At 39.2% G+C, this 19,317-nt stretch carries 19 protein-coding genes; 3 read left to right on the forward strand and 16 right to left on the reverse strand.

Features of this window, described 5'->3' with window-relative positions:
- Positions 1 to 72: 72 nt before the first annotated feature.
- Complete coding sequence (locus RB214_RS17385; RefSeq protein WP_309169283.1) at positions 73 to 993, forward strand: EamA family transporter; 921 nt, start codon at positions 73 to 75, stop codon at positions 991 to 993.
- 231 nt (positions 994 to 1,224) lie between these two features.
- Here the strand turns inward: RB214_RS17385 and RB214_RS17390 are convergent, their stop codons facing one another.
- From RB214_RS17390 to RB214_RS17405, 4 genes are all read right to left on the reverse strand, one after another.
- On the reverse strand, positions 1,225 to 1,674 hold the full coding sequence (locus RB214_RS17390) for a GNAT family N-acetyltransferase (RefSeq protein WP_309169284.1): 450 nt from the start codon (positions 1,672 to 1,674) through the stop codon (positions 1,225 to 1,227).
- 121 nt (positions 1,675 to 1,795) lie between these two features.
- Entirely contained in the window at positions 1,796 to 2,098 is a 303-nt protein-coding gene (locus tag RB214_RS17395; RefSeq protein WP_309169285.1) for a DUF3703 domain-containing protein, read from the reverse strand.
- Positions 2,095 to 3,405 carry an IS4 family transposase gene (locus RB214_RS17400; protein WP_309167426.1) on the reverse strand — a complete coding sequence of 437 codons (1,311 nt, stop codon included), beginning with the start codon at positions 3,403 to 3,405 and terminating at the stop codon, positions 2,095 to 2,097. The genes RB214_RS17395 and RB214_RS17400 overlap by 4 nt, the downstream gene beginning before the upstream one ends.
- Positions 3,406 to 4,011: 606 nt before the next feature.
- The gene (locus RB214_RS17405; RefSeq protein WP_007375644.1) at positions 4,012 to 4,416 is read right to left on the reverse strand and encodes a hypothetical protein; all 405 of its coding nucleotides are present in this window, start codon (positions 4,414 to 4,416) and stop codon (positions 4,012 to 4,014) included.
- A gap of 256 nt (positions 4,417 to 4,672) precedes the next feature.
- On the opposite strand from RB214_RS17405, the gene uvrA reads away from it, so the two are divergent.
- Positions 4,673 to 7,225, forward strand: coding sequence for an excinuclease ABC subunit UvrA (gene uvrA / locus RB214_RS17410; protein WP_309169286.1), 2,553 nt, complete (start codon positions 4,673 to 4,675; stop codon positions 7,223 to 7,225).
- A 120-nt stretch (positions 7,226 to 7,345) separates the two neighbouring features.
- On the opposite strand, the gene RB214_RS17415 is transcribed toward uvrA, so the two are convergent.
- Positions 7,346 to 8,233, reverse strand: coding sequence for a haloalkane dehalogenase (locus tag RB214_RS17415; RefSeq protein ID WP_309169287.1), 888 nt, complete (start codon positions 8,231 to 8,233; stop codon positions 7,346 to 7,348).
- A gap of 180 nt (positions 8,234 to 8,413) precedes the next feature.
- On the opposite strand from RB214_RS17415, the gene RB214_RS17420 reads away from it, so the two are divergent.
- A complete protein-coding gene (locus tag RB214_RS17420) occupies positions 8,414 to 8,926 on the forward strand; it encodes a MarR family winged helix-turn-helix transcriptional regulator (RefSeq protein ID WP_024605653.1) in 513 nt (170 codons plus the stop codon).
- A 72-nt stretch (positions 8,927 to 8,998) separates the two neighbouring features.
- Here the strand turns inward: RB214_RS17420 and RB214_RS17425 are convergent, their stop codons facing one another.
- From RB214_RS17425 to RB214_RS17475, 11 genes are all read right to left on the reverse strand, one after another.
- Positions 8,999 to 9,490 carry a DUF2798 domain-containing protein gene (locus RB214_RS17425; RefSeq protein WP_309169288.1) on the reverse strand — a complete coding sequence of 164 codons (492 nt, stop codon included), beginning with the start codon at positions 9,488 to 9,490 and terminating at the stop codon, positions 8,999 to 9,001.
- 284 nt (positions 9,491 to 9,774) lie between these two features.
- Entirely contained in the window at positions 9,775 to 10,245 is a 471-nt protein-coding gene (locus tag RB214_RS17430; protein ID WP_309169289.1) for a DUF4234 domain-containing protein, read from the reverse strand.
- A 133-nt stretch (positions 10,246 to 10,378) separates the two neighbouring features.
- On the reverse strand, positions 10,379 to 10,948 hold the full coding sequence (locus tag RB214_RS17435) for a hypothetical protein (RefSeq protein WP_309169290.1): 570 nt from the start codon (positions 10,946 to 10,948) through the stop codon (positions 10,379 to 10,381).
- Between the two features lies 1 nt (position 10,949).
- Complete coding sequence (locus tag RB214_RS17440) at positions 10,950 to 12,167, reverse strand: murein transglycosylase domain-containing protein (protein WP_309169291.1); 1,218 nt, start codon at positions 12,165 to 12,167, stop codon at positions 10,950 to 10,952.
- A gap of 19 nt (positions 12,168 to 12,186) precedes the next feature.
- The gene (locus RB214_RS17445) at positions 12,187 to 12,900 is read right to left on the reverse strand and encodes a hypothetical protein (RefSeq protein WP_309169292.1); all 714 of its coding nucleotides are present in this window, start codon (positions 12,898 to 12,900) and stop codon (positions 12,187 to 12,189) included.
- Positions 12,900 to 14,195, reverse strand: a complete 1,296-nt coding sequence (locus tag RB214_RS17450; protein WP_149593165.1) for a hypothetical protein — start codon at positions 14,193 to 14,195, stop codon at positions 12,900 to 12,902. Before RB214_RS17450 ends, RB214_RS17445 begins: the two co-directional genes overlap by 1 nt.
- A gap of 9 nt (positions 14,196 to 14,204) precedes the next feature.
- A complete protein-coding gene (locus RB214_RS17455) occupies positions 14,205 to 15,572 on the reverse strand; it encodes a hypothetical protein (RefSeq protein ID WP_309169293.1) in 1,368 nt (455 codons plus the stop codon).
- Positions 15,569 to 16,699: a hypothetical protein gene (locus RB214_RS17460; RefSeq protein ID WP_010553654.1), complete on the reverse strand. Its 1,131-nt coding sequence runs from the start codon at positions 16,697 to 16,699 to the stop codon at positions 15,569 to 15,571. The genes RB214_RS17455 and RB214_RS17460 overlap by 4 nt, the downstream gene beginning before the upstream one ends.
- A gap of 8 nt (positions 16,700 to 16,707) precedes the next feature.
- Complete coding sequence (locus RB214_RS17465; RefSeq protein ID WP_309169294.1) at positions 16,708 to 17,610, reverse strand: LPP20 family lipoprotein; 903 nt, start codon at positions 17,608 to 17,610, stop codon at positions 16,708 to 16,710.
- Positions 17,610 to 18,338: a hypothetical protein gene (locus RB214_RS17470; protein ID WP_149593168.1), complete on the reverse strand. Its 729-nt coding sequence runs from the start codon at positions 18,336 to 18,338 to the stop codon at positions 17,610 to 17,612. The genes RB214_RS17465 and RB214_RS17470 overlap by 1 nt, the downstream gene beginning before the upstream one ends.
- Positions 18,339 to 18,641: 303 nt before the next feature.
- Positions 18,642 to 19,259, reverse strand: a complete 618-nt coding sequence (locus RB214_RS17475; RefSeq protein WP_309169295.1) for a LysE family translocator — start codon at positions 19,257 to 19,259, stop codon at positions 18,642 to 18,644.
- Positions 19,260 to 19,317: the final 58 nt, after the last annotated feature.

The raw sequence follows: 19,317 nt of genomic DNA on the forward strand, positions 1-19,317 counted from the left end.
TTAATTGTTAAAAACTCCTTTCATCATTAGCATACAATTTCTGTATTGAAATAATAAAAAACAGGTTTCACTATGCAAAGTCATCACGGAAGTTTTAAAGGTGTAATTGCTATCATTATTGCTAGTTTTTTGTGGGGAACAACAGGCACCGCAGCAAGCTATTCCCCTGATGTGAGTTCGTTTGCAATTGGTGCATTCTCTATGGGAATAGGGGGAGTGCTACTTGTTATTACAGCACGAAAAACGTTATTTATAGATTATAAGCTCATGATCTCACAGCCTAAGGTATTACTTTTAGGTGCCGCTTCTGTCGCTATTTATCCATTAGCATTTTATACTTCAATGCGTTTATCAGGTGTTGCAATTGGCACTGTAGTTTCAATTGCTACGGCACCTTTTTTTGCTGCAATCCTTGAAAGCCTAATTAGTAAAAAAAATATATCACTGGAATGGGTATTGAGTTTTGTTATTGGAGCTATAGGTATTACTCTATTAACGTTAGGCAGAGATCAGAGTAATGATCCTTCATACAGTATTAATCAACAGAGCCTGGGTATTCTTTTGGGGTGTATTGCTGGATTAGCCTATGCAGGTTATTCATGGGCAGCAAGGAGTTTAATTGAAAGTGGAGTTCATTCGAAATCGTCAATGTCAGGACTGTTCGGTTGTGCTGCTTTATTGTTACTCCCTTCATTATGGTTTACAGGTGATAACTTATTTTCAAGCGCAACCAATGCATTGGTATCTTTGTATATGGCAGTAATTCCAATGTTTTTAGGATACTTACTATTTGGTTTTGGCTTGAATTATATAAATGCAAGTAAAGCGACATTAATTACCTTAATAGAACCATTAGTTGCAACTGTTTTAGCCGTTTTCGTTATTGGTGAAAGGTTTAAGATAATTGGTTGGATAGGTGTGGCTTTGGTATGCCTATTAATGCAAACCATCAAACCTCAAAAGCAATTAAGAGTACCTATTAAATCTATGTAGCTTAAGAGCATTGACAATGCTTTTAAAAGCTTACCATAGGGTATAGTTCATTTATATAAAGTAAAAAACATGAACGCTCGTAACGAACGTTCATAAAATGTAATCCTCAATTTCATAAACTTTTACAAAGCGGACAATACTATTACGTCCGCTTATCGCTCAAAGCTGGCTTTAGCAAAGTGCCAGAAGCGAACATTGGTAACGCTGCAATCGCCTGCTCGCCGCATACATTTACTTACTAAGTTTAATTTCCATAGGTTGATAAACCAAACCTGCCGATTCATCAATTTCGCCACTGCACTCAAACCCATACTTTTCGTAAGCGGTCACTGAAGGTAGTGACGCGCTGACGGTTACAGTTTCTACCTTCGCGTATTTTAAGGCGGATAAAAGCAGCTTTCTCCCAATACCACTCTTTTGGCGTTCAGGACGAATAAAAAGCATCGCAACATGTCGACCTTCCTTTAACTCAATGACACCTTCGATATTTTCGTCGTTCTCAGCAACGAACATTAAGTTGTCGCCCTTCATTCTGCCAAGAAAAGCATTGCTAGCAGCAATACTCGAAAAAGTAATCTTCCCTTCCTCTGACAACGTGTCTGCAATAGAGCGTACAAACGAAGCAATACAAATTGCACTTACAGCTTCAACATCCTTCTCATTTATTTTTCTGATAATCACCGAAGCTCTCCTAAAAACTTAATTTCCCACTTACGGGCACGAATATGTAGGCTAAAATACGGAGCGAAGGTAGCCTACATGTTTATGTCTCAACGAGCGCCAGAATAGATTCAGTGGTTTGTTATGCGCTGCCTTTGGCCTTGATAATAGCGGCCTGATGCTTTGGTTTAAGAGGTAACTTTTTAAAAGGGCTAATATTTGTGCCTCCAGTATTCCCCGCAGGAACTAAACCTATAGCTGTTTTAGTCGCTGCACCAACAATGCGAAAAATTTGACCGATACACTCTTTTGCATCTCCCTGTCTAATTGCCCAAGAAAACATAAGTAAATGTACTTTGACATGCCACCAAGTAGATTCTTGGCCTAATACGTGTGCATTTTCCAAATGGTGAAAAGAATCAGAAAGGTTACTAATGCCGTTCACTTAAGGTGAGCGGCTTTTTTATTTCTAGCGTACCGCTGTGGTCTTGGCTTGACTGCACGAGGAAAACCTCGATCCCTTCGAGGCTCTAGAATTAGGCTTTCTGCCATCGCATAAAAGTATTTTAATTGACGTGGTATGGCTCCAGGTGTTGAATAAGGTAATCCAACAAGCAACCTCATTATTTGAGCTAAACTACCATTGAAACTCAGTTGGTACGGTAAATAATCACCTTTTAATGTGTGGCACATTTTTACCATCTGATATCGCACCATATTATAAGTAAGCAACACTCCCCACAGCTCTTGCTTTACAAGCGCTGGTAAGCGACTTCTTAATGTTAATCGATTGCCCAGCATATATTGCTTTTGTTCCCGATAACCAAGCTCTATCTCCCAGCGGTGACTGTACAAATCACCTATATCGGCTGATAGATATCGCATCGGATCTGTCATAGATGTCATCACACTATATGATTTCCCCTTTATTTTTCGAGTCACTAACCTCGCGATTAAGGTGTTAGGCAGCGTTGGCCACATCTTTCTTGCTCTTGGGTTGCTGCTAAGTTGGACTAATTTATCATTACGCCCTAATGTTTGAATAACTTCATATTGCACATTTTTTTTCAGGGGGATTAGCCAATGGCGTTCACTGCCAGTTGTTTGCCATTTATGTAAAAGCCCTAAAGAATAGAAACCTTTGTCGAATAAAGTGAGACTGTTATCGGGTGTGGTTTCTATAAGCTTTTCAGCCAGCACCATTTCATTGACCTTGTAATCATCAAAAGCACTCCCCGTGATTAGGTGGCTGCTTAGCTCCATTTGACACACCATTCTGACCTGTGGGTATTGTGTATTAGTCGGTTTTGTAAAGGCTTCATTGTTTTGGGGTGAGTCATCCGTACGCCAAACGACACCATCGACACCAAGCAAGGTAAGCCCATTCCAATGAGGATGATTAGCGTCATTATTCCAATGCCTTTGGGTGCATTCAAATAAGGCTTTCATGGCGGCTTCACCTAGGTTTTTACGACGCTGAGTTAAAGCACTTGGCGCAACAAATGGCTTACCATCGCGGTCAACAATGTCGAGCATATTAACGACATCGGCCATCGATTTGTCATTATAAATAACCATCCCGATCAACAACCAAGCCATCGATTCTAGGGTTAGTTTTCTTTTTCGTAGTGTAACGGTTTCGGTCAGTGCATAGGCTTCTTCGATAAGAGATAAAGGGAGTAAGTCTGCGAGTGTTTCAACGTCATTAGGTTTGATGTTGTTAATAATATCGAGAGCATTAGAAAGTTGCATAAAAAAATCCGAATTCTACAAAAGAATTCGGATTCTTACATACCTAGAAGATCGTTCAAGTGCTATTAACTAATTCTTAAATGATCGGCATTACAGAAAGGTTACCCATTATTTCCATTTTTTTTGCGATAGCGATTTCTGACAGAACACTTTTGGCGATGTTTTTAGAGAATTTACTAATCATATCTTCATCCTTTCCTTGGCGTATAACAATTTTATAATGCGCGAATTTCTTTACATTCCTCGCTCATTTTCTACGTGATGTAATGTTTTAACAAATTACCTAAGATATTGCTATTATTAAGTTTTCTACTATTTTAAACAGAGATAATTAAATTATATGCGCGTGTGGCTCATTACCCTGAATATCTGAGTAACAAATATTGACCACATAATGAACTATTATATTTACTCAATGCCTGCCCATCGCTCTAAGCCAACTAGTAGCTACATGCAATTTGCAGATACTCAATACTCTAAAAAGCCTTTGCTATATTACCAAGCTGAAGAGTAACTCCAACAGCATACTATTTTTGCGATTACAAAATTGCCATTTAATACAATACACAACAAGACTCTAAGGCAGCATGCTCGCACTAATATTAGTTACAAATCGTTACTCGAATACACACTTAAAATAGGGAATTTATAATCGGCAAACGATACAGTTACCGATTGTGTTTCGTTGCCTTTGAAACCGAGTTTAAATTCCATTGGCATGAATCGGCTGCCGTCAGCAAAAAGTGCAAGTAAGTGCTCCTCGCCTAATTCTCGATTGCCCGACGATAAGTTAGTTAGCGTTATAACAGCCCAGCGTTCGCCCTCTTCATTGCTCATTAATACATAATTAACGATTTTAAAATCCCCTTTTTTAGGGGTTATGTTGCTATCGTTTGCAAACGATAAGTGCATGCTATTTGGTACTGCACGGTCAACATTTAGCGCTTTAATAGAGTCGGCTTGGGTTGCCCACGAAAGCACCAATAAAATGATCACTAAGGCTTTATTCACTGTTAGTTCCTTTTTATCACCAAGTAGAATACCTAGTAAATTACATAACAATAACTGTTTAAATTATATTCGCATTCCATACCTATTATGCAAACAAACAATCATCGCAATTTTACCCAGCGCTTTGGCTGCGCCGCTGCAGACTAAGCGCTCATTCAGTTTGCTTGCGCTACTTTAGGGTAATAACAAGTGATAATAGTAAATAATTCAAAGCTAACTTAAAGTAAAAAGCGCGATTAAACAGGAGTATAAACGTATGGCAAGCACACATAAAAACTCAACAATGGATTTATCTGACCACAGTAATAGCATTCAAGTAAGAGGAGCGCGCGTTCACAACTTAAAAAATGTAGACGTTGATTTACCTCGTAACGCATTGGTTGTTTTTACAGGAATATCGGGCTCTGGAAAATCGTCGCTTGCGTTTGGAACGCTGTTTGCTGAGTCGCAGCACCGTTATCTTGATTCGGTTTCGCCTTACGCCCGAAGGTTGATAGATCAAGTTGATGAGCCCGATGTTGATTCTATTGAAGGGCTCCCGCCTGCCGTTGCTTTGCAGCAGCAACGCGGCGCACCGTCGGTTCGCTCATCCGTTGGCAGCATAACAACTATTTCTAACGCGCTACGTATGCTTTACTCACGCGCAGGCGAATATCCCAAAGGGCAAGGCATACTTTACGCCGATGCGTTTTCGCCGAATACGCCACAAGGTGCGTGCCCAGAATGCTCAGGAATAGGCCGAGTGTTTGAAGTAACCGAAAAGCTACTTGTGCCAGATGATACAAAAACTATTCGCCAGCGCGCCATCGAAGCGTGGCCACCAGCATGGCAAGGTAAAAACCTAAGCCGTATACTTACCTCGCTTGGTTATGACATAGACACACCTTGGAACAAACTTTCTAAAAAAGCACGGGATTGGATTTTATTTACCGACGAAACACCTAGTGTGCCGGTATACCCAGATTACACCTATGAGCAAACACAAAATGCGATAAAAAATAACGAAGATCCAAGCTACATGGGAACTTTTTCAAGCGCTAAACGCTTTGTTTTACAGTCTTTTGCTACTACCCAAAGCCCGCGTACTAAAAAGCGCGTATCACAGTTTATGCAAATATCGCAGTGCCCTACTTGCCAAGGTAAAAAATTAAAACAAGCATCGTTAAGTGTTAAATTTGCAGGGCTTGATATTGGCGAGCTATCTCAACTTACATTAAACGAGCTTGCTAAAAAACTAAGTAACGCCGCCAATACCAAAGTAAATAAAAATACAAAAAATCCAGAGCAAGCCATTGTTACGCAGCGCATTGCCAGCGATATACTCACCCGTATTGAAGCACTAACCATGCTTGGTTTAGGATACTTGTCGCTTGAGCGTACAACGCCAACGCTCTCACCCGGAGAGCTACAACGGTTGCGACTTGCCACACAAATTCGCTCTAAATTATTTGGGGTAGTTTACGTGTTAGATGAACCTTCAGCGGGTTTACACCCTGCAGACACTCAAGCACTTTTAAAAGCGCTTGATGAGCTAATAGCGGCTGGCAATTCTGTATTTGTTGTTGAACACGATGTTAGCGTTGTTAGACATGCCGATTGGATTGTTGATGTAGGCCCTGATGCCGGTGTGCATGGTGGCAACATTATTTACAGCGGCCCTGTTGAAGGGTTAAGAAAAATAAAAAATTCGCACACCGGTCGTCACCTTTTTGCTAAAAACGCCAGTCAAGAGTCAACTCAAAACAGCGCGCAAAAAAAGGAGCAAAGGCAGCCAAAAGCGTGGTTAAAATTGGCTGATGTTGAGCGTAACAATCTTAAAAAACTCAATGCAGAATTTCCACTGGGTGTTATGACAACCGTTACTGGGGTTTCGGGATCTGGTAAATCAAGCCTAGTAAGCCAAGCGTTAGTAGAGCTTGTTTACGAAGCGCTCGGGCAAAAAGTAGTAACACAAGCGCCAACCGACGAAGCCGACTTACTCGAACAAGAGCTGCAAACACACACCAGCGGAAAAATCATTGAAGGTATAAATAATATAAGCCGCCTGATTACCGTAAATCAAAAAGCGATTGGCCGTACCCCTCGTTCAAACTTAGCTACCTATACGGGTTTATTTGATCATGTGCGTAAACTATTTGCTTCAACCCAAAAAGCAAAAGAGCGCCGTTACGATGCCGGTCGTTTTTCGTTTAATGTAGCTAAAGGCCGTTGTAAAAACTGTGAAGGCGTTGGCTTTGTAAGTATAGAACTGCTGTTTTTACCAAGCGTTTACTCACCTTGCCAAGTGTGTCATGGCAAACGTTATAACGAGCAAACACTTGAGGTTACATATCGTGATAAAAACATAAGCGATATCCTCAATTTAACGGTTGAATCGGCGTATACCTTTTTTGAAAATGAGCCTGCAATACTGCGAGCACTCGATGCACTTATGCAAGTAGGTCTTGGGTATTTGCGTTTAGGGCAACCTGCTACCGAGCTTTCTGGCGGTGAAGCGCAACGTATTAAATTAGCCACCGAGCTGCAACGTGCGCAGCGCGGCAACACGCTTTATGTTCTTGATGAACCAACCACAGGGCTGCATCCATCGGATGTATCAATGTTAATGTCGCAGTTAAATAAATTAGTTGATGCTGGCAATACCGTTATTATGGTTGAACACGATATGCAAGTAGCCCGTAATAGTGACTGGGTAATTGATGTAGGCCCTGGTGCTGGTGAAGAAGGCGGCTTAATTGTAGCGCAAGGTTCACCCGAAAAAGTGGCAAGCGTAAAGGCGAGTAAAACCGCACCATTTTTACTTAAATAGTTAATAGATGACGCTTTTAGTTGTATAAAAGCGTCATCTATATATAGTAGTTAACGCTGAAAATAACAGCTTGAGATAGATTAATTATCCAAAGTTCAGGTTTACTAATACATCCCGTTTTTATCTTGGTAACCAATCTGAAATAGCTTTACCTATTTCGTGCGGTGAATCCTCTTGAATATAGTGAATACCGCTTACGGTTACCTCAGTTAGGTTTGGCCATGTGCGCACAAAATCTCTTGCGTAACCAACTAAAAAAGCACCCGGTTCAGCATTAATAAATAGCTTTGGAATATCGTGAGAGTTAGCTAAATAGCTCGCATAGCTTTTAACTAAAGCCACGGTATCGGCAGGCTCTCCAGCAATGGGCAGTTGGCGAGGCCCTGCTAAAATTGCACGGCGATCTTCTCCTGCATTTATAAAGGGTCTGCGATACTCATCATGCTCTGCTTGCGTTAATTTGCGTGCAATGGTCGCTGGTAATATTGTTTCAATAAAAAAGTTGTCATCAAGCACCATTTTTTCACCCTCAGCTGAGCGCATAGTGCCAATAGGGCCGTGCAAATCTTTAGGAAAATCGTCCCATGTTGGTAAGTCAGTAACAATTGCTTCCATAAACGCAATTGCTTTTACAGCATCACGATGTGTATTAGCCCAGTTAAAACCAACGCCTGAACCCCAATCGTGCAGCACCAAGGTAACGTTATTATTTACACCCAACGCTTCTAAAAGTGCAAATGTGTATTTGCTGTTTTCAGCAAGTGAGTAGCTGCCTTCATGGGTGTTATCTAACTTTTGTGAATCTCCTAATCCAATCATATCGATAGCAATTAAACGCCCTTTTCCTTGCAAATAGGGCATAACGTTTCGCCAAAGGAAGCTAGATGTAGGGTTACCATGTAAAAATACAATAGGATCACCTTCGCCTTCATCTATATAAGCCATTTTTTTATCTAATACAGTTTTAAACTTTTTTGCATAACGTAATGTTTCTGAATCATTCTTCATTTAATTATATCGCTTTATTTAACTGATGAGCTGGCGGTAAATCCTCGCTCATCTAATTTGTGTAATATTCGAAGTAGATTAACTAATTTCGAGTTAATATACATGACTGAGTCACACAATAAATGAAAGCGCTTAATTTGTCACTATATTTATATGATCGAATCACATATAATTAAATTTATGAAAAATGAAAAATATATATCAAATTTAATCGGCACGTTTGCTACTTCTGTTTCTAATGACATTGAAAAACAGATTGCCGAATTAGGCGGGCGAAGCCTAAGCCACGAAGCGGCACTGGTCACTATTTACAATCATCCTAATGAAACCATTGATGTACTAAGCAAGGTTTTAGGCTTAACGCATTCTGGTGCAGTTAGATTAATAAATACACTTGAAAAAGAAGAACTTGTAGAAAGGCGAAAGTCAGTAAAAGATGCCCGCTCTGTTGTTTTATGCGTAACGGATAAAGGCAGCCAAAGAGTTGAACTAGTACTAGGCAGCAGAGAAACAGCCACCTCTAAAATACTAAACAACTTTAATGATGAACAAAAACAAAGCTTTTTAAGTTTGATAGAAATAGCACTTGGCAGCCTAACAACCGAGCAGGTAGAAGCACGTAAAATATGCAAATTATGTAACGAAGGTGTATGCCGTAAACAAGGCTGCCCGGTAGAAAACTCAATTAAGTAACTAATTACTTCATGCATCTGCCCACTATAAACGTATTAAATTATTTGCTTTAATACGTTAGCGCTCAAAGTGTTAGCTCTTTAAAAAGCGTTCTATTTTAGGTTTTACCGTAACCGACATTATCAGCATTATAGTTAAACCTATTGGTAATGCGGCTAATAACCCTTCAGTCCATCCAGTTACAAATACACGCATATCTGCATAGCCAATATTATTAGTAGCGGTAACAAACGCCATCACCGACTCCATGATCAGCGCCATAAAAACACTAATCAATAAATTACGTTTTAGCTCACTGCTATTAGGTAATAACTGGGCAACTAGCTTATGCATTAAGGTCATCATTACAAAACCAACAGGCGCCATAACCAATACTGCACTTATAAATGAGGTAAACCAGTCGGCATAAAAATGCTCTGTAACACCCACATTCACATGAGTCATAATGCCAGTTAGAGTACCGCCAATTAAGGTAATAATACTTACCATAACCAGTATTTTATAAATTACAGGTGTGTTTTTAGGCTCAACCATTACTGGGTTTGCTGATACGGGTGTACTCATTATTGGGCATGCCTTAAGCGTTAAATAGATGACAAAATCAACTACAGCAAATTAATTGATAACGTCAACTAATTTCAAATTCCCAAATAGTAGTTTTATTTAAAAAATGAGGAGTAACTAAATGCTAAAAAAGTAATTTCTTATGGGGCTAAATAAGAATGGTAGGGGTCCTGCTAGCTAATGCTAGAACAATTACTTTAAGTGATAAAGTTAATACATTAATTGGCTAGCAAACAGTTGGTTATATTTTACTAAAACCAACTGTTAAATTACGAAAATATTATTTATAAATTATCAGCTTTAGGTTCTTGCCCTGATAATATTTGTTGTTTTCTCTGAGCTTCTGGTAAATCATTAATACAATAATTGATGTAATAAATAGTTAAAAAGAAAGTATAAATACCATTCATTCTAAGATCCACTTTATGTTCTGTTAGTGCGTATTCTTGTAAAGCACTTTTTGCACGGAAAGACCAAATAATATATAAGACCCAAGAGGCAATAGTAAGTAAACCAGAAATAACATCCAAAGACTCCTCACCGGTACCCACCAAAGCACCACCAAGCCCCACGCACACAGCTAACCAAATCAGAAATGTATTGTCAGCTATCTTTTTAGAGGTTAATTTCTCTAGCTTTGGTGTATTTATAAACATCCATATAATTGCATAAATACCAGCGGTAACAAATGTAAGAAGTACTAAATTCAAAGTTTTAGTGTTGATGTTGTCTTTTAATTCCGTGATAGATGACATTATGTCTCCTTGTTTTACTACGATTGAATTAGGACTAATGATAAATATTAGCCCTATAAAATTTATTAATCTGATTTATATTTATTATCATTTTAAATATTAGAATTTAGCTTTTAATATTTAACTCAATAAGTTACTTATTTAAATTTTCTAACTCTTTTTCAAGATCTTTCATCGCTTTTTGGGCTTTAAACTCTTCGTAAAGCGCTTCTCGTGAACTTGGGTCTAAACGCTTACCAGATTGAGCGACTAGGTTATTAAATGTTTCTTGTGTATTGCTCATTACAACAAATGTACAAAGCTGCTTTACACCGTCTAATTTAGCAAAGGCAACTTCTTGTGGAATAGCGCCCACAAGGCTTTGCTGCGCAACCTGCTTACTTACTTGCTCAAAAGTTCCACCAACGTTTAGCTCATCATTACTTTGCGCTTTACGTTGATATAGCTTGTCCATAACGCTTGCTTTAACTTGTATTTGCTGTGATAAATCGGCGCGAGCTGCTGCAATTGCTTGCGCTCTATCGGTAGACATACTGCCCGACCAAGGAACGCATGACGACGACGCTAAACCTTTATCAGACACAGGCAATAACACCCAGCTTGGTACTGAATCGTTTTTTGCCAATGGCGCAGATTGCGTGTTTTCAGTGCTTGAACACGCACCTAAAGCTAAAGCAGCTATAACTGGTAATAATTTTTTCATTTTAAATTCCTTTCAATTGCTTTTGATAATAAGCGGTGCGTTTAACCACTTTTTGTAAATAATTTCGGGTTTCTTGCGCAGGTAAGTTGTTAACCATTAAGGTATAAATTTTCTCTGCAGGCATTGAATTAGCAGCAATACTTGCCTGGTTAAGTGATTTAGAACCACTTAACGTTTTGGCTACGTTACCTGGGCCAGTATTATAAGCTGCAATACTCATATAAATTCTTGATTGCTCATTACGTACATTTTTAAAGTAACGACTACTTAAAATATGCACATAAGTACTCCCTGCCTCTACGTTATTATCAGCCTGAAATAAGTACTCAGGACTAAGTAATAGCGGTTTACCTTGCAAAAAGTTGCTCACATCTTTACCCGCGGAAGTAGGCACTATTTGCATTAAACCAAAAGCAGGAATTGGCGAACGGGCAAGCGGGTTAAAGCTTGATTCAGTGTGTATAATTGCCAATAATAATGCGGGATCTAAGTTATAACGTTTAGCTTGCTGTTGAACTTCTGGTAGGTAACGCTTTGCTTGATTCGAAAGTGTATTATCGGGCAATTTATAGCTAATTGTTACTCTGTTTTTTTGTTTAGTTATAACAGGTGCCTTGGCAGTGAGCACCTGCTCTACAATCTCTGTAGAGAGCACTGTTTGCTCGGCTATTTTTTTAGGTTGAATCGTTGTTGGTGACTTACTTTGCTCAATTTTTCTATTTAAAGGCTTACCCGTTGAGGTAAAACTTTTGCTGTTTATTGTGTTATTAGCCGCAATATAAACCGGATCATTTGAAAGTGTTTTATCTACTGTTACTTGTGAAAGCTCATTTAATTGATCTTTTGCATATTCAACAGCTTGTTCGTCGTTTTGGCTATTTAATAACTCAACTACAACTTCACCACTTTCAAAATTCACACTGGTGCGTTTATTTAAATCATCACTGTATTTTACCCACACTTTTGAGCTTGGCAGGTTTGGGTCTTGCCACTTTTCGGTTACTTGTTTTAAATATGCACTTTGCGCATCATGCCAGGCACTTACAAACGCTTCAAATTCTTGCTTTTGCTGTTGCTCGTACTGGCTAAACTCACTTTGCTGCGCTTTTAAAAAAGCCTCAAATTCGGCTTCTTCACTTGTTTGAGCTAAGCTATTTAAGCTAAGTGTTAGACAAGCTAACGCGCTAATTTTTAGTCGTATTTTAACTTTTGAGTGCATTTTTTATATCCCTATAAAATTAAAAATAACTACTTAAATCATCAGCAGATAGATTATCAAACTCAGTTTGAGCGGCTAAATTTAAACGCTTACAGTCTATGCTTTCGCATTGCTGAGTTAGCGAAATAACTTGTTTATAACGCTCATTAACAAACCACGTTTGTGCAACAGAGGCTTTAGCTTCATCGAGTTTTAACTCACTCGCTTTTAAATATTTATCGAGATAGTTCAAACGTTGCCCCTCTGGTGACAGAGCAGCAGCTAATGCTACTGCATCAGACATTGTTGTAGGGTGATTCAATGCAACTTGTAATAAAGGGCGTAAGTTTGCTTTATCTTTTTGGCTACCTACATGCCAAGCAGCTCTAACGGCAAGTCCAGCTTCGTTTATATCTTGCGCAGCAGGTGTTACAACGCCAGTACAAGTTAACCATTCCTGCTGTTTTTCTTGCTTATAGTCCATAATTTCAGCGTCAATAAAGCTTACCGACTCTGGCAAAGCTATATTGAGCTTTTTAGCTAAAGTATTTTTAATAATACTGCGCTGTGGCAGGGTCAATGCATTTCGACATGCCTGCTCAAGCGCATTTTTTGCACTCGATTTTAACGCCATTACTCGGGCGTATTGACCATTAGTCTGACTTTTAAAAAAAGCAGTTTGTTGTTCAATTGTTTGCTCTGAGTCGAAAGTGGCCGAAGCCACCAACGAAAGCGCTAAAATAGGTGCTAGCATTAAAGTTCCTTTTCGCTCGCTACTTTACCTGATGCACCCTGAGGGTTAGCCGCTTTTTCGTTTAACCCACCGTGTGCTTTTATTTTGTGGCCGTGGTGACTTACACCGTTAACAGTTTGGCCATTATTACCTTCCATCTCTTTAGCTGCTTTGCGTGCTGTAGCTTCTAAGCTTGGCGCATAAACAGCTACGCTGTACTGCCAAAATCCATCATCACTTGCAAAGCTTTTAACACTTACACCCGGTGGTAATTTACCTTTTGCAACGGTTGAGTACTCATCAGACGTTTTTAATTGATTCAAAAATGTACTTCGGTCTTCTTCTAAAATTTCTACTTGTTGTGGGTCGTTTAAATTAGGATCTTCATACTCAAATTGCTTTGTACCTTCCATTTGCTTTTCGTCAAAGCTACCTTGCCAATACACTTTTTCACCTTGGATAGTGGCAAGCAACGCAGAACGCGCGCGAGTTTGCGATTGTGATTTAGCAACGCCTTTAAGCTTGCGAGCAACATTGCTATTTCTATTTTGACGAGCAATTGCAGACCCATAACCTAAAACGATAACTTCACCAGTATCAGCATTAGTAAGTACTTTGGCGCCAACAGGTGGTAAAACACCACTCTTAACATCACTTATTACTTGTTGAAAAATTACATTGGGCTCAGTAGTTACTGCTACAGCACCACGATTACCTTTAATTTGTGAACGTGTTTTAGGAGTCGATATTAAACTTACGCGTACACCTTTCTCACCAATATTGTCGTACACGTCATAAGTAACAAAACCCGCTAACGAACCCGATACAGACTCTGTACACGCTTCCATCATATTAGTTTGTTCGTTTGCCGTACCTTCAACGCCCGTATCTATAACATCCATTCTTGCAGACACTACATTGCTACATTGATGTTCAACACCTTTCATATTTTCAATTAATTGTTTTTTCGCAATTAAATAAGCTTGATTATAAGCACCACGTTTAGACAGCAACGTCGCATTCATATTTTCGTAGGTGTTATAACTTGCACTACCAATAGATAAAATACCGGTGCCGCTGCCAACCTGAATCATTTTAATACCGTCTTCGTTGTCATCCATCAGTGCCTGATGAGCAACAGCAACTGCAACGTTTGTATCTTTTGCAACCACTACATCGCCAGAAACCTGTGCTTGTTCAGCACCCGCTACTTGCGCGCCAGGGCGAGCTGGGATCATATCTGTTAAGCTAAATTCTTCCGCTGCGATTGCAGGCATAGCTAAAACCATTGCTAATGTTAATATTTTTAATTTCATCATCTATCCTTATTTGTACCTGAGTGTAAAATCGTCTTCGACTGTAATTTTTGAAAGGTTTTTTGCTGTTATTGTTATGAGCGCCTGATCGAGCGCATGAGCAAGTTCACCGGTATTACCTTTAAATCTAAGGCTGGCTACGGTATATTTTTGCTGTTTATGTATAGATACATCGCTCACTCCACCTAACGTACTTAATACATCATGCAATTTTTCTGGTTGCGTTAGCTTATTGCTTGGCAGCATGATTTCACGAACCAACCCCCCTCTTGCAACAACTTGAGTAAATGCATTATTAAGCGTGTTATGAAGTGCCTTTGATTGTGACTCACTCGCCAAATGTACTGCCATTAAATCTTTTTCTACGTAAGGCTCATTAGGCAACGACATAAATGAAGGATCGTTTTTCCACTGACCATAAATGTTTCCAGCTAAATCTCTAACATCAGCACTTAAATAAAGCTGTCTATTATTGCCTCGCTTAATCACTTCAGATTTTGCATAAATAACTAAACTAGCCGCGTTACCAACTTCAATACCTTGCTCATTTAGCCAAACTTTCAGCTCTGTTTTTAATGGCTCTGGCGCAATAACTTGTACTCTAGGCGAACCAATCATGCTCAGTAATTTAGATGCTTTTTGAATTAGAGGTGATTTCTCTACAACAGCCATAACGGTGACTTCCACACCTCCATTTTGTAGTTCTTTGGTTTGCAGCGTTTGCCACTCTTTAACAAGCCCTTCACTATGACTCGAAAGTTGTTGCCCTATTAGCTCTTGCATATTTGTTGATTCGTTACCATCAACAATATTCATACTCATGCTTGATGATTGCGTATGCTGCTGAGTAAGCCACACACCTACAACTTGTGATACAGCTCGTTGCAGAGCATCTTGCTCTGCAATCGTCAGTGCTGTTTTACCTTCTTTTTTCCAGCCTTGGCCTATTACTGTCACACTAATATTTTGAGTGGTTTGCTGCCAGTTATGCTCTTGCGGCTCTCCTAACTCTTGCGGGTTAAGGCTTACAGTCATGCAAGTGTCGTTACCACTAAGCGTAGGCGTTGAGTAATTTAAAGGAACGGCACCAGCACTCAAACCTTCCATCATTGTAGTGCGTTGCTGCTCATATAAGCTGGCGGCATCATCATCTAAACTTGTTGTTAAATGTTGCTGCACACTTTGGGTTGTTAGGCTTTTATTACGTTTAATAAAACTTATAAGCTCAGCACTAGCCTGAGCTTTTGCACCCGAAATAGCCGTACTACCTCGCCCATATGAACATGCCTGAGTTTGTAGCGTACCATCAGACAATACATCCACTTGAGCTTGCGCACTCAAAGAACATAATGCTAATAAGCCAAGCTTTTTTATCATGTACGATTCTCCAAAAAGTCAGCTGGAGTACCTACAGAAACAGCAAATATTTTTGTACCATTTGATGGGCGATAAATTCCATTTTCAGCTTTATTTTTAACATCATCAGCCATATCAGAATCTTTCCAGCGGATGATTTCGCCCTGGGCACTGTTAATAGAAGGGTTTACATTTGCAACGCCAATTGGCTCAACGAATCCAGCTTCATAGCTAAAAACAATCATTGTTTCATTAGGTAATACACCCGCATTTTGGCCTCGGTCTAAACTGATTTTACTACCCTTAATGCCTAATACTTGTGCTGTTGCAGGCATTTCACTCAACATACGAGTAAGTAAAATATCAATACCACGCGATCCCATGTCACTAAGTACTGCATTTACATGAGCACTTTGATCAAAGTGAAAACCCGCAGCGTATCGTCCGCTTACTGTCGTGAATTTTAGCTCCGAGCGATCGCGTATATCTTCAGATTTAACGCGAATCTTTCCTAAATTAGGATGCGATAGCTTTTCACGTGTTTGCGGATTTATCACACCGGTTGTTAGCTCTAATGTGTAATCGGCCCAATCTGTAATCGCGCCTTCAGTTTTTAGTGTTCTTAATGAATCAATTTTCACGACAAAATCGGGGATTAATGCTTTCACTTCGGCACGTTTGGCCGCTGTTTTTACGCCTTGCTGTTGTAAAATTAATTGCTGCTCTTTTGAAATAGCATCGTCATCACGGGTTACTATTCTGAAGCGATTAATACCTGCAAATTGATTTTCAAGCATGAGTAATAAATTTTTATTATCAAATTCACGCATCGCATCAACACCAATACCACTGCCACTCACGCCAGCTAAGTCAAAGTACATACGTACAATCGGTTTTTTAAGTGGGCAGCTGTCGGTTTCATTATTTACATCGAACGTACAACGCTCTAAGCCTTGTGTATCAAAATAAGCTGGCATAGTTATATCTGCATCGTTAAATATGTATGCACTTTTAGCTATAACAGCATTTGAAGCAGTATTACTCACATTACCCTGCTGAGTAGAACGACCTTGCTGTGGTGTAGAATTACAACCAGCTAATAAGGCGAGTGTTAGTGCAGATAGAGCTAATTTTTTTACTAATTTCATTGCTATTCCTAAATATCAAACAGCCACTGGCTAGCAGGCGCTTTAAGTTGATGTACTAAATTATTGGTTGCTTTTTGCTTTGCATTTTCTTGTGTTGCAGCGCTTTCTTGCGCAACAAGATCCTGTTGCAATAACACTTTAAAAGGGGTTGAACTGCGCGTAAGCGCTAGAGTTAAAATAGCTTTAGCAGAGTATTTATTATTAGATTTAGCATACTGCCAGCGTATTTGAGGGCGCACCCATAAGCGTGTACCGCCGTTATGAGGGAGTGCATTATTGAGTGCAGATTTAATCTCGCTAATGTTATTAGCGCCTATCACATCGCAAGAAACAGCATTTAATGCCTTTGCTTGCTCAGTTAATAAATTATTTAAAGTCGATTGAATAAATAGCTTAGGCCCGGAAAGGTGCTCTAATACTGCTAATTTTTTTGTCGCAACATTAAGTTCGCCACTATTTTTAAGCGCCCAAATAAAGCGTTGTTCAGTGTTATTTTTTGGCGCAAAAATGCGAGATAATTTTGATAAATCAGATTTAAGATTTTTCACTAAAATCGATTTTTTAACACCCATTTTTAAAGCAAATAAGTTATTTTGCTCAAGCGCATCAAGCTCTTCTAGCCCAGTCAACGTAAACGGTAAGCTAGTTAAAGTAGTTGCTTGTTCAAAATAGTTGCTTGATTGGTTATCTTGCTTTGTTAGCTTTTGTAGTTGCTGCGTACTTGCATCAACACTTAATTGAGTGATAATATCGGCTAAAGCCGCTTGCTTTGCAGCTAAGCGACTTTCACCTATACCAACCGCAGTGATATATTCATCACTTTTTTGCGGTTGGGTTACCCAATCAGGCCAATTTTGAGCAGAACAACTAAAAGCACATGCTATTAAAAAAGCAAAAATGCTTGTTTTCATTAGCCTTTCGCTTCTTGCTCAAGTTGTAGCTCATTTATAGCAGTTATTGTTGCTTGCTCAAGCTCTATAATGTCGTTTGCTTCAAGTGCTAACGCAAGTTGATCTTTTGCTTTAATAAGCGCGGTGCCTATATCTTTAGAATCATCTTCTTTTGCAGAATCTGTATTTTCTTCGTCGCTAGATAACCAACTAGTCACGTATTTACCACCTACATTTATAGCGGTCGCTTGAGCAACTGCTGTACTATATTGACTTAAAATATAAGCAGACTTAGCAATTTCGACAGTTAAATCAGTCGCAAGTGCAACATTTTGCTGATAAATTCCTTCATTTGCTAAGTTATAAGCTGCGATTTTATGACCAATTTCTTCATCTTTATTTTTTGCACCGGCATCAAATTCAGCAATAGCTGCTTGAAGCTGTTCTGGTGTAGATTTTTGATGGGCATATAAAAAGGCTTGTACATCACGGTAGTTATCTGTTTGAGTGCGGTATTCGCCCATAACTTTGCGCTGACGTTCAAGTATAATTGCAGACATATTTAAAAATTCGTCAATACCGACTTGAACTGTTACCGGGTGAAAATAACCTAAAGTATCCATCCGAGTTGTTAACTCAGCAACAGCTGCATTTCGGTCTAAATTAGCAGAAGTATTAGTGTCAGTTGTTGAAACACAACCAGCAAAAAGAGGTGCAAAAATAAGTGCAGATAGAATAGCTTTTTTCATGGGGTAATTCCTTGTACGTTCAAAAGGCAAGAAAGCACAAAGCTAAGCCGTTGACTTAATTCATTCTTCCTTGAGTATGTAACTAGAATTATCGAATTTATAAAAAAATGCAACACAAAAAAATAAAGAAAACTTAATTACTCATAAAAAAAAGCAACAAATGTAACCACAGCAAGGTGTTCAGCTTAGGTTAATACTTTTGGCTCATTTTTGTATAATAGCTCTATTTACTTAATTTGAGGTTAAAAAACACCATGCCCTGTGCAAATATTGACCAGCCATATTTGTCATCAACCTTAATAATTAGCCCAATGCTAACCACACGCCCACTATAGCCATTAAGCTACCCGCTATTCGGTTCATCCATTTTATATTATCACCACGGCTTAAAAATAAACGTAGGCTTTTACCGCCTGTTGCGTATGCAAGCATACATAAAAATTCGCTTATCATTATTACACCAAGTAATACTAAAAGCTGAGGGGCTACAGCATGCTCAACACTTATAAACGGCGGTAATAGTGAGATCATAAACGCCCACCCTTTAGGGTTAGCAATTGCGGTTACAAAACCTTGCGTAAATAACGACTTCCGACTTACGTCACTTGGTTTTGAGGTATCAACCGACATTTTGCCTTTGGCTCGCCACATGTTAACGCCAATATAAATTAAGTATGCACCGCCTACCCACTTTAAAATGGCAAACGCATCTGGGTAATTTAGCATTACGCTTGCAACGCCTAATACCGCAGCTATAGCAACACTTGCGACACCTAACAGCTCGCCTATCATCATCCATAATGTGCGGCGCACGCCAATGCTCATACCGAGTGTCATGGCAAGCGTCATACACATACCTGGGGTGATAGACACAAAAAAGAAGGTAGGAATAAAAACCGCAAGTGCTGCTACATCAATCATTAATTTACTCTCATATTAAAAGCAAAAACGCGGCTATAAGTAGCCGCGCTGTTACTTA

This window comes from Pseudoalteromonas sp. HL-AS1, from assembly GCF_031198785.1.
Lineage (GTDB): Bacteria > Pseudomonadota > Gammaproteobacteria > Enterobacterales > Alteromonadaceae > Pseudoalteromonas > Pseudoalteromonas distincta.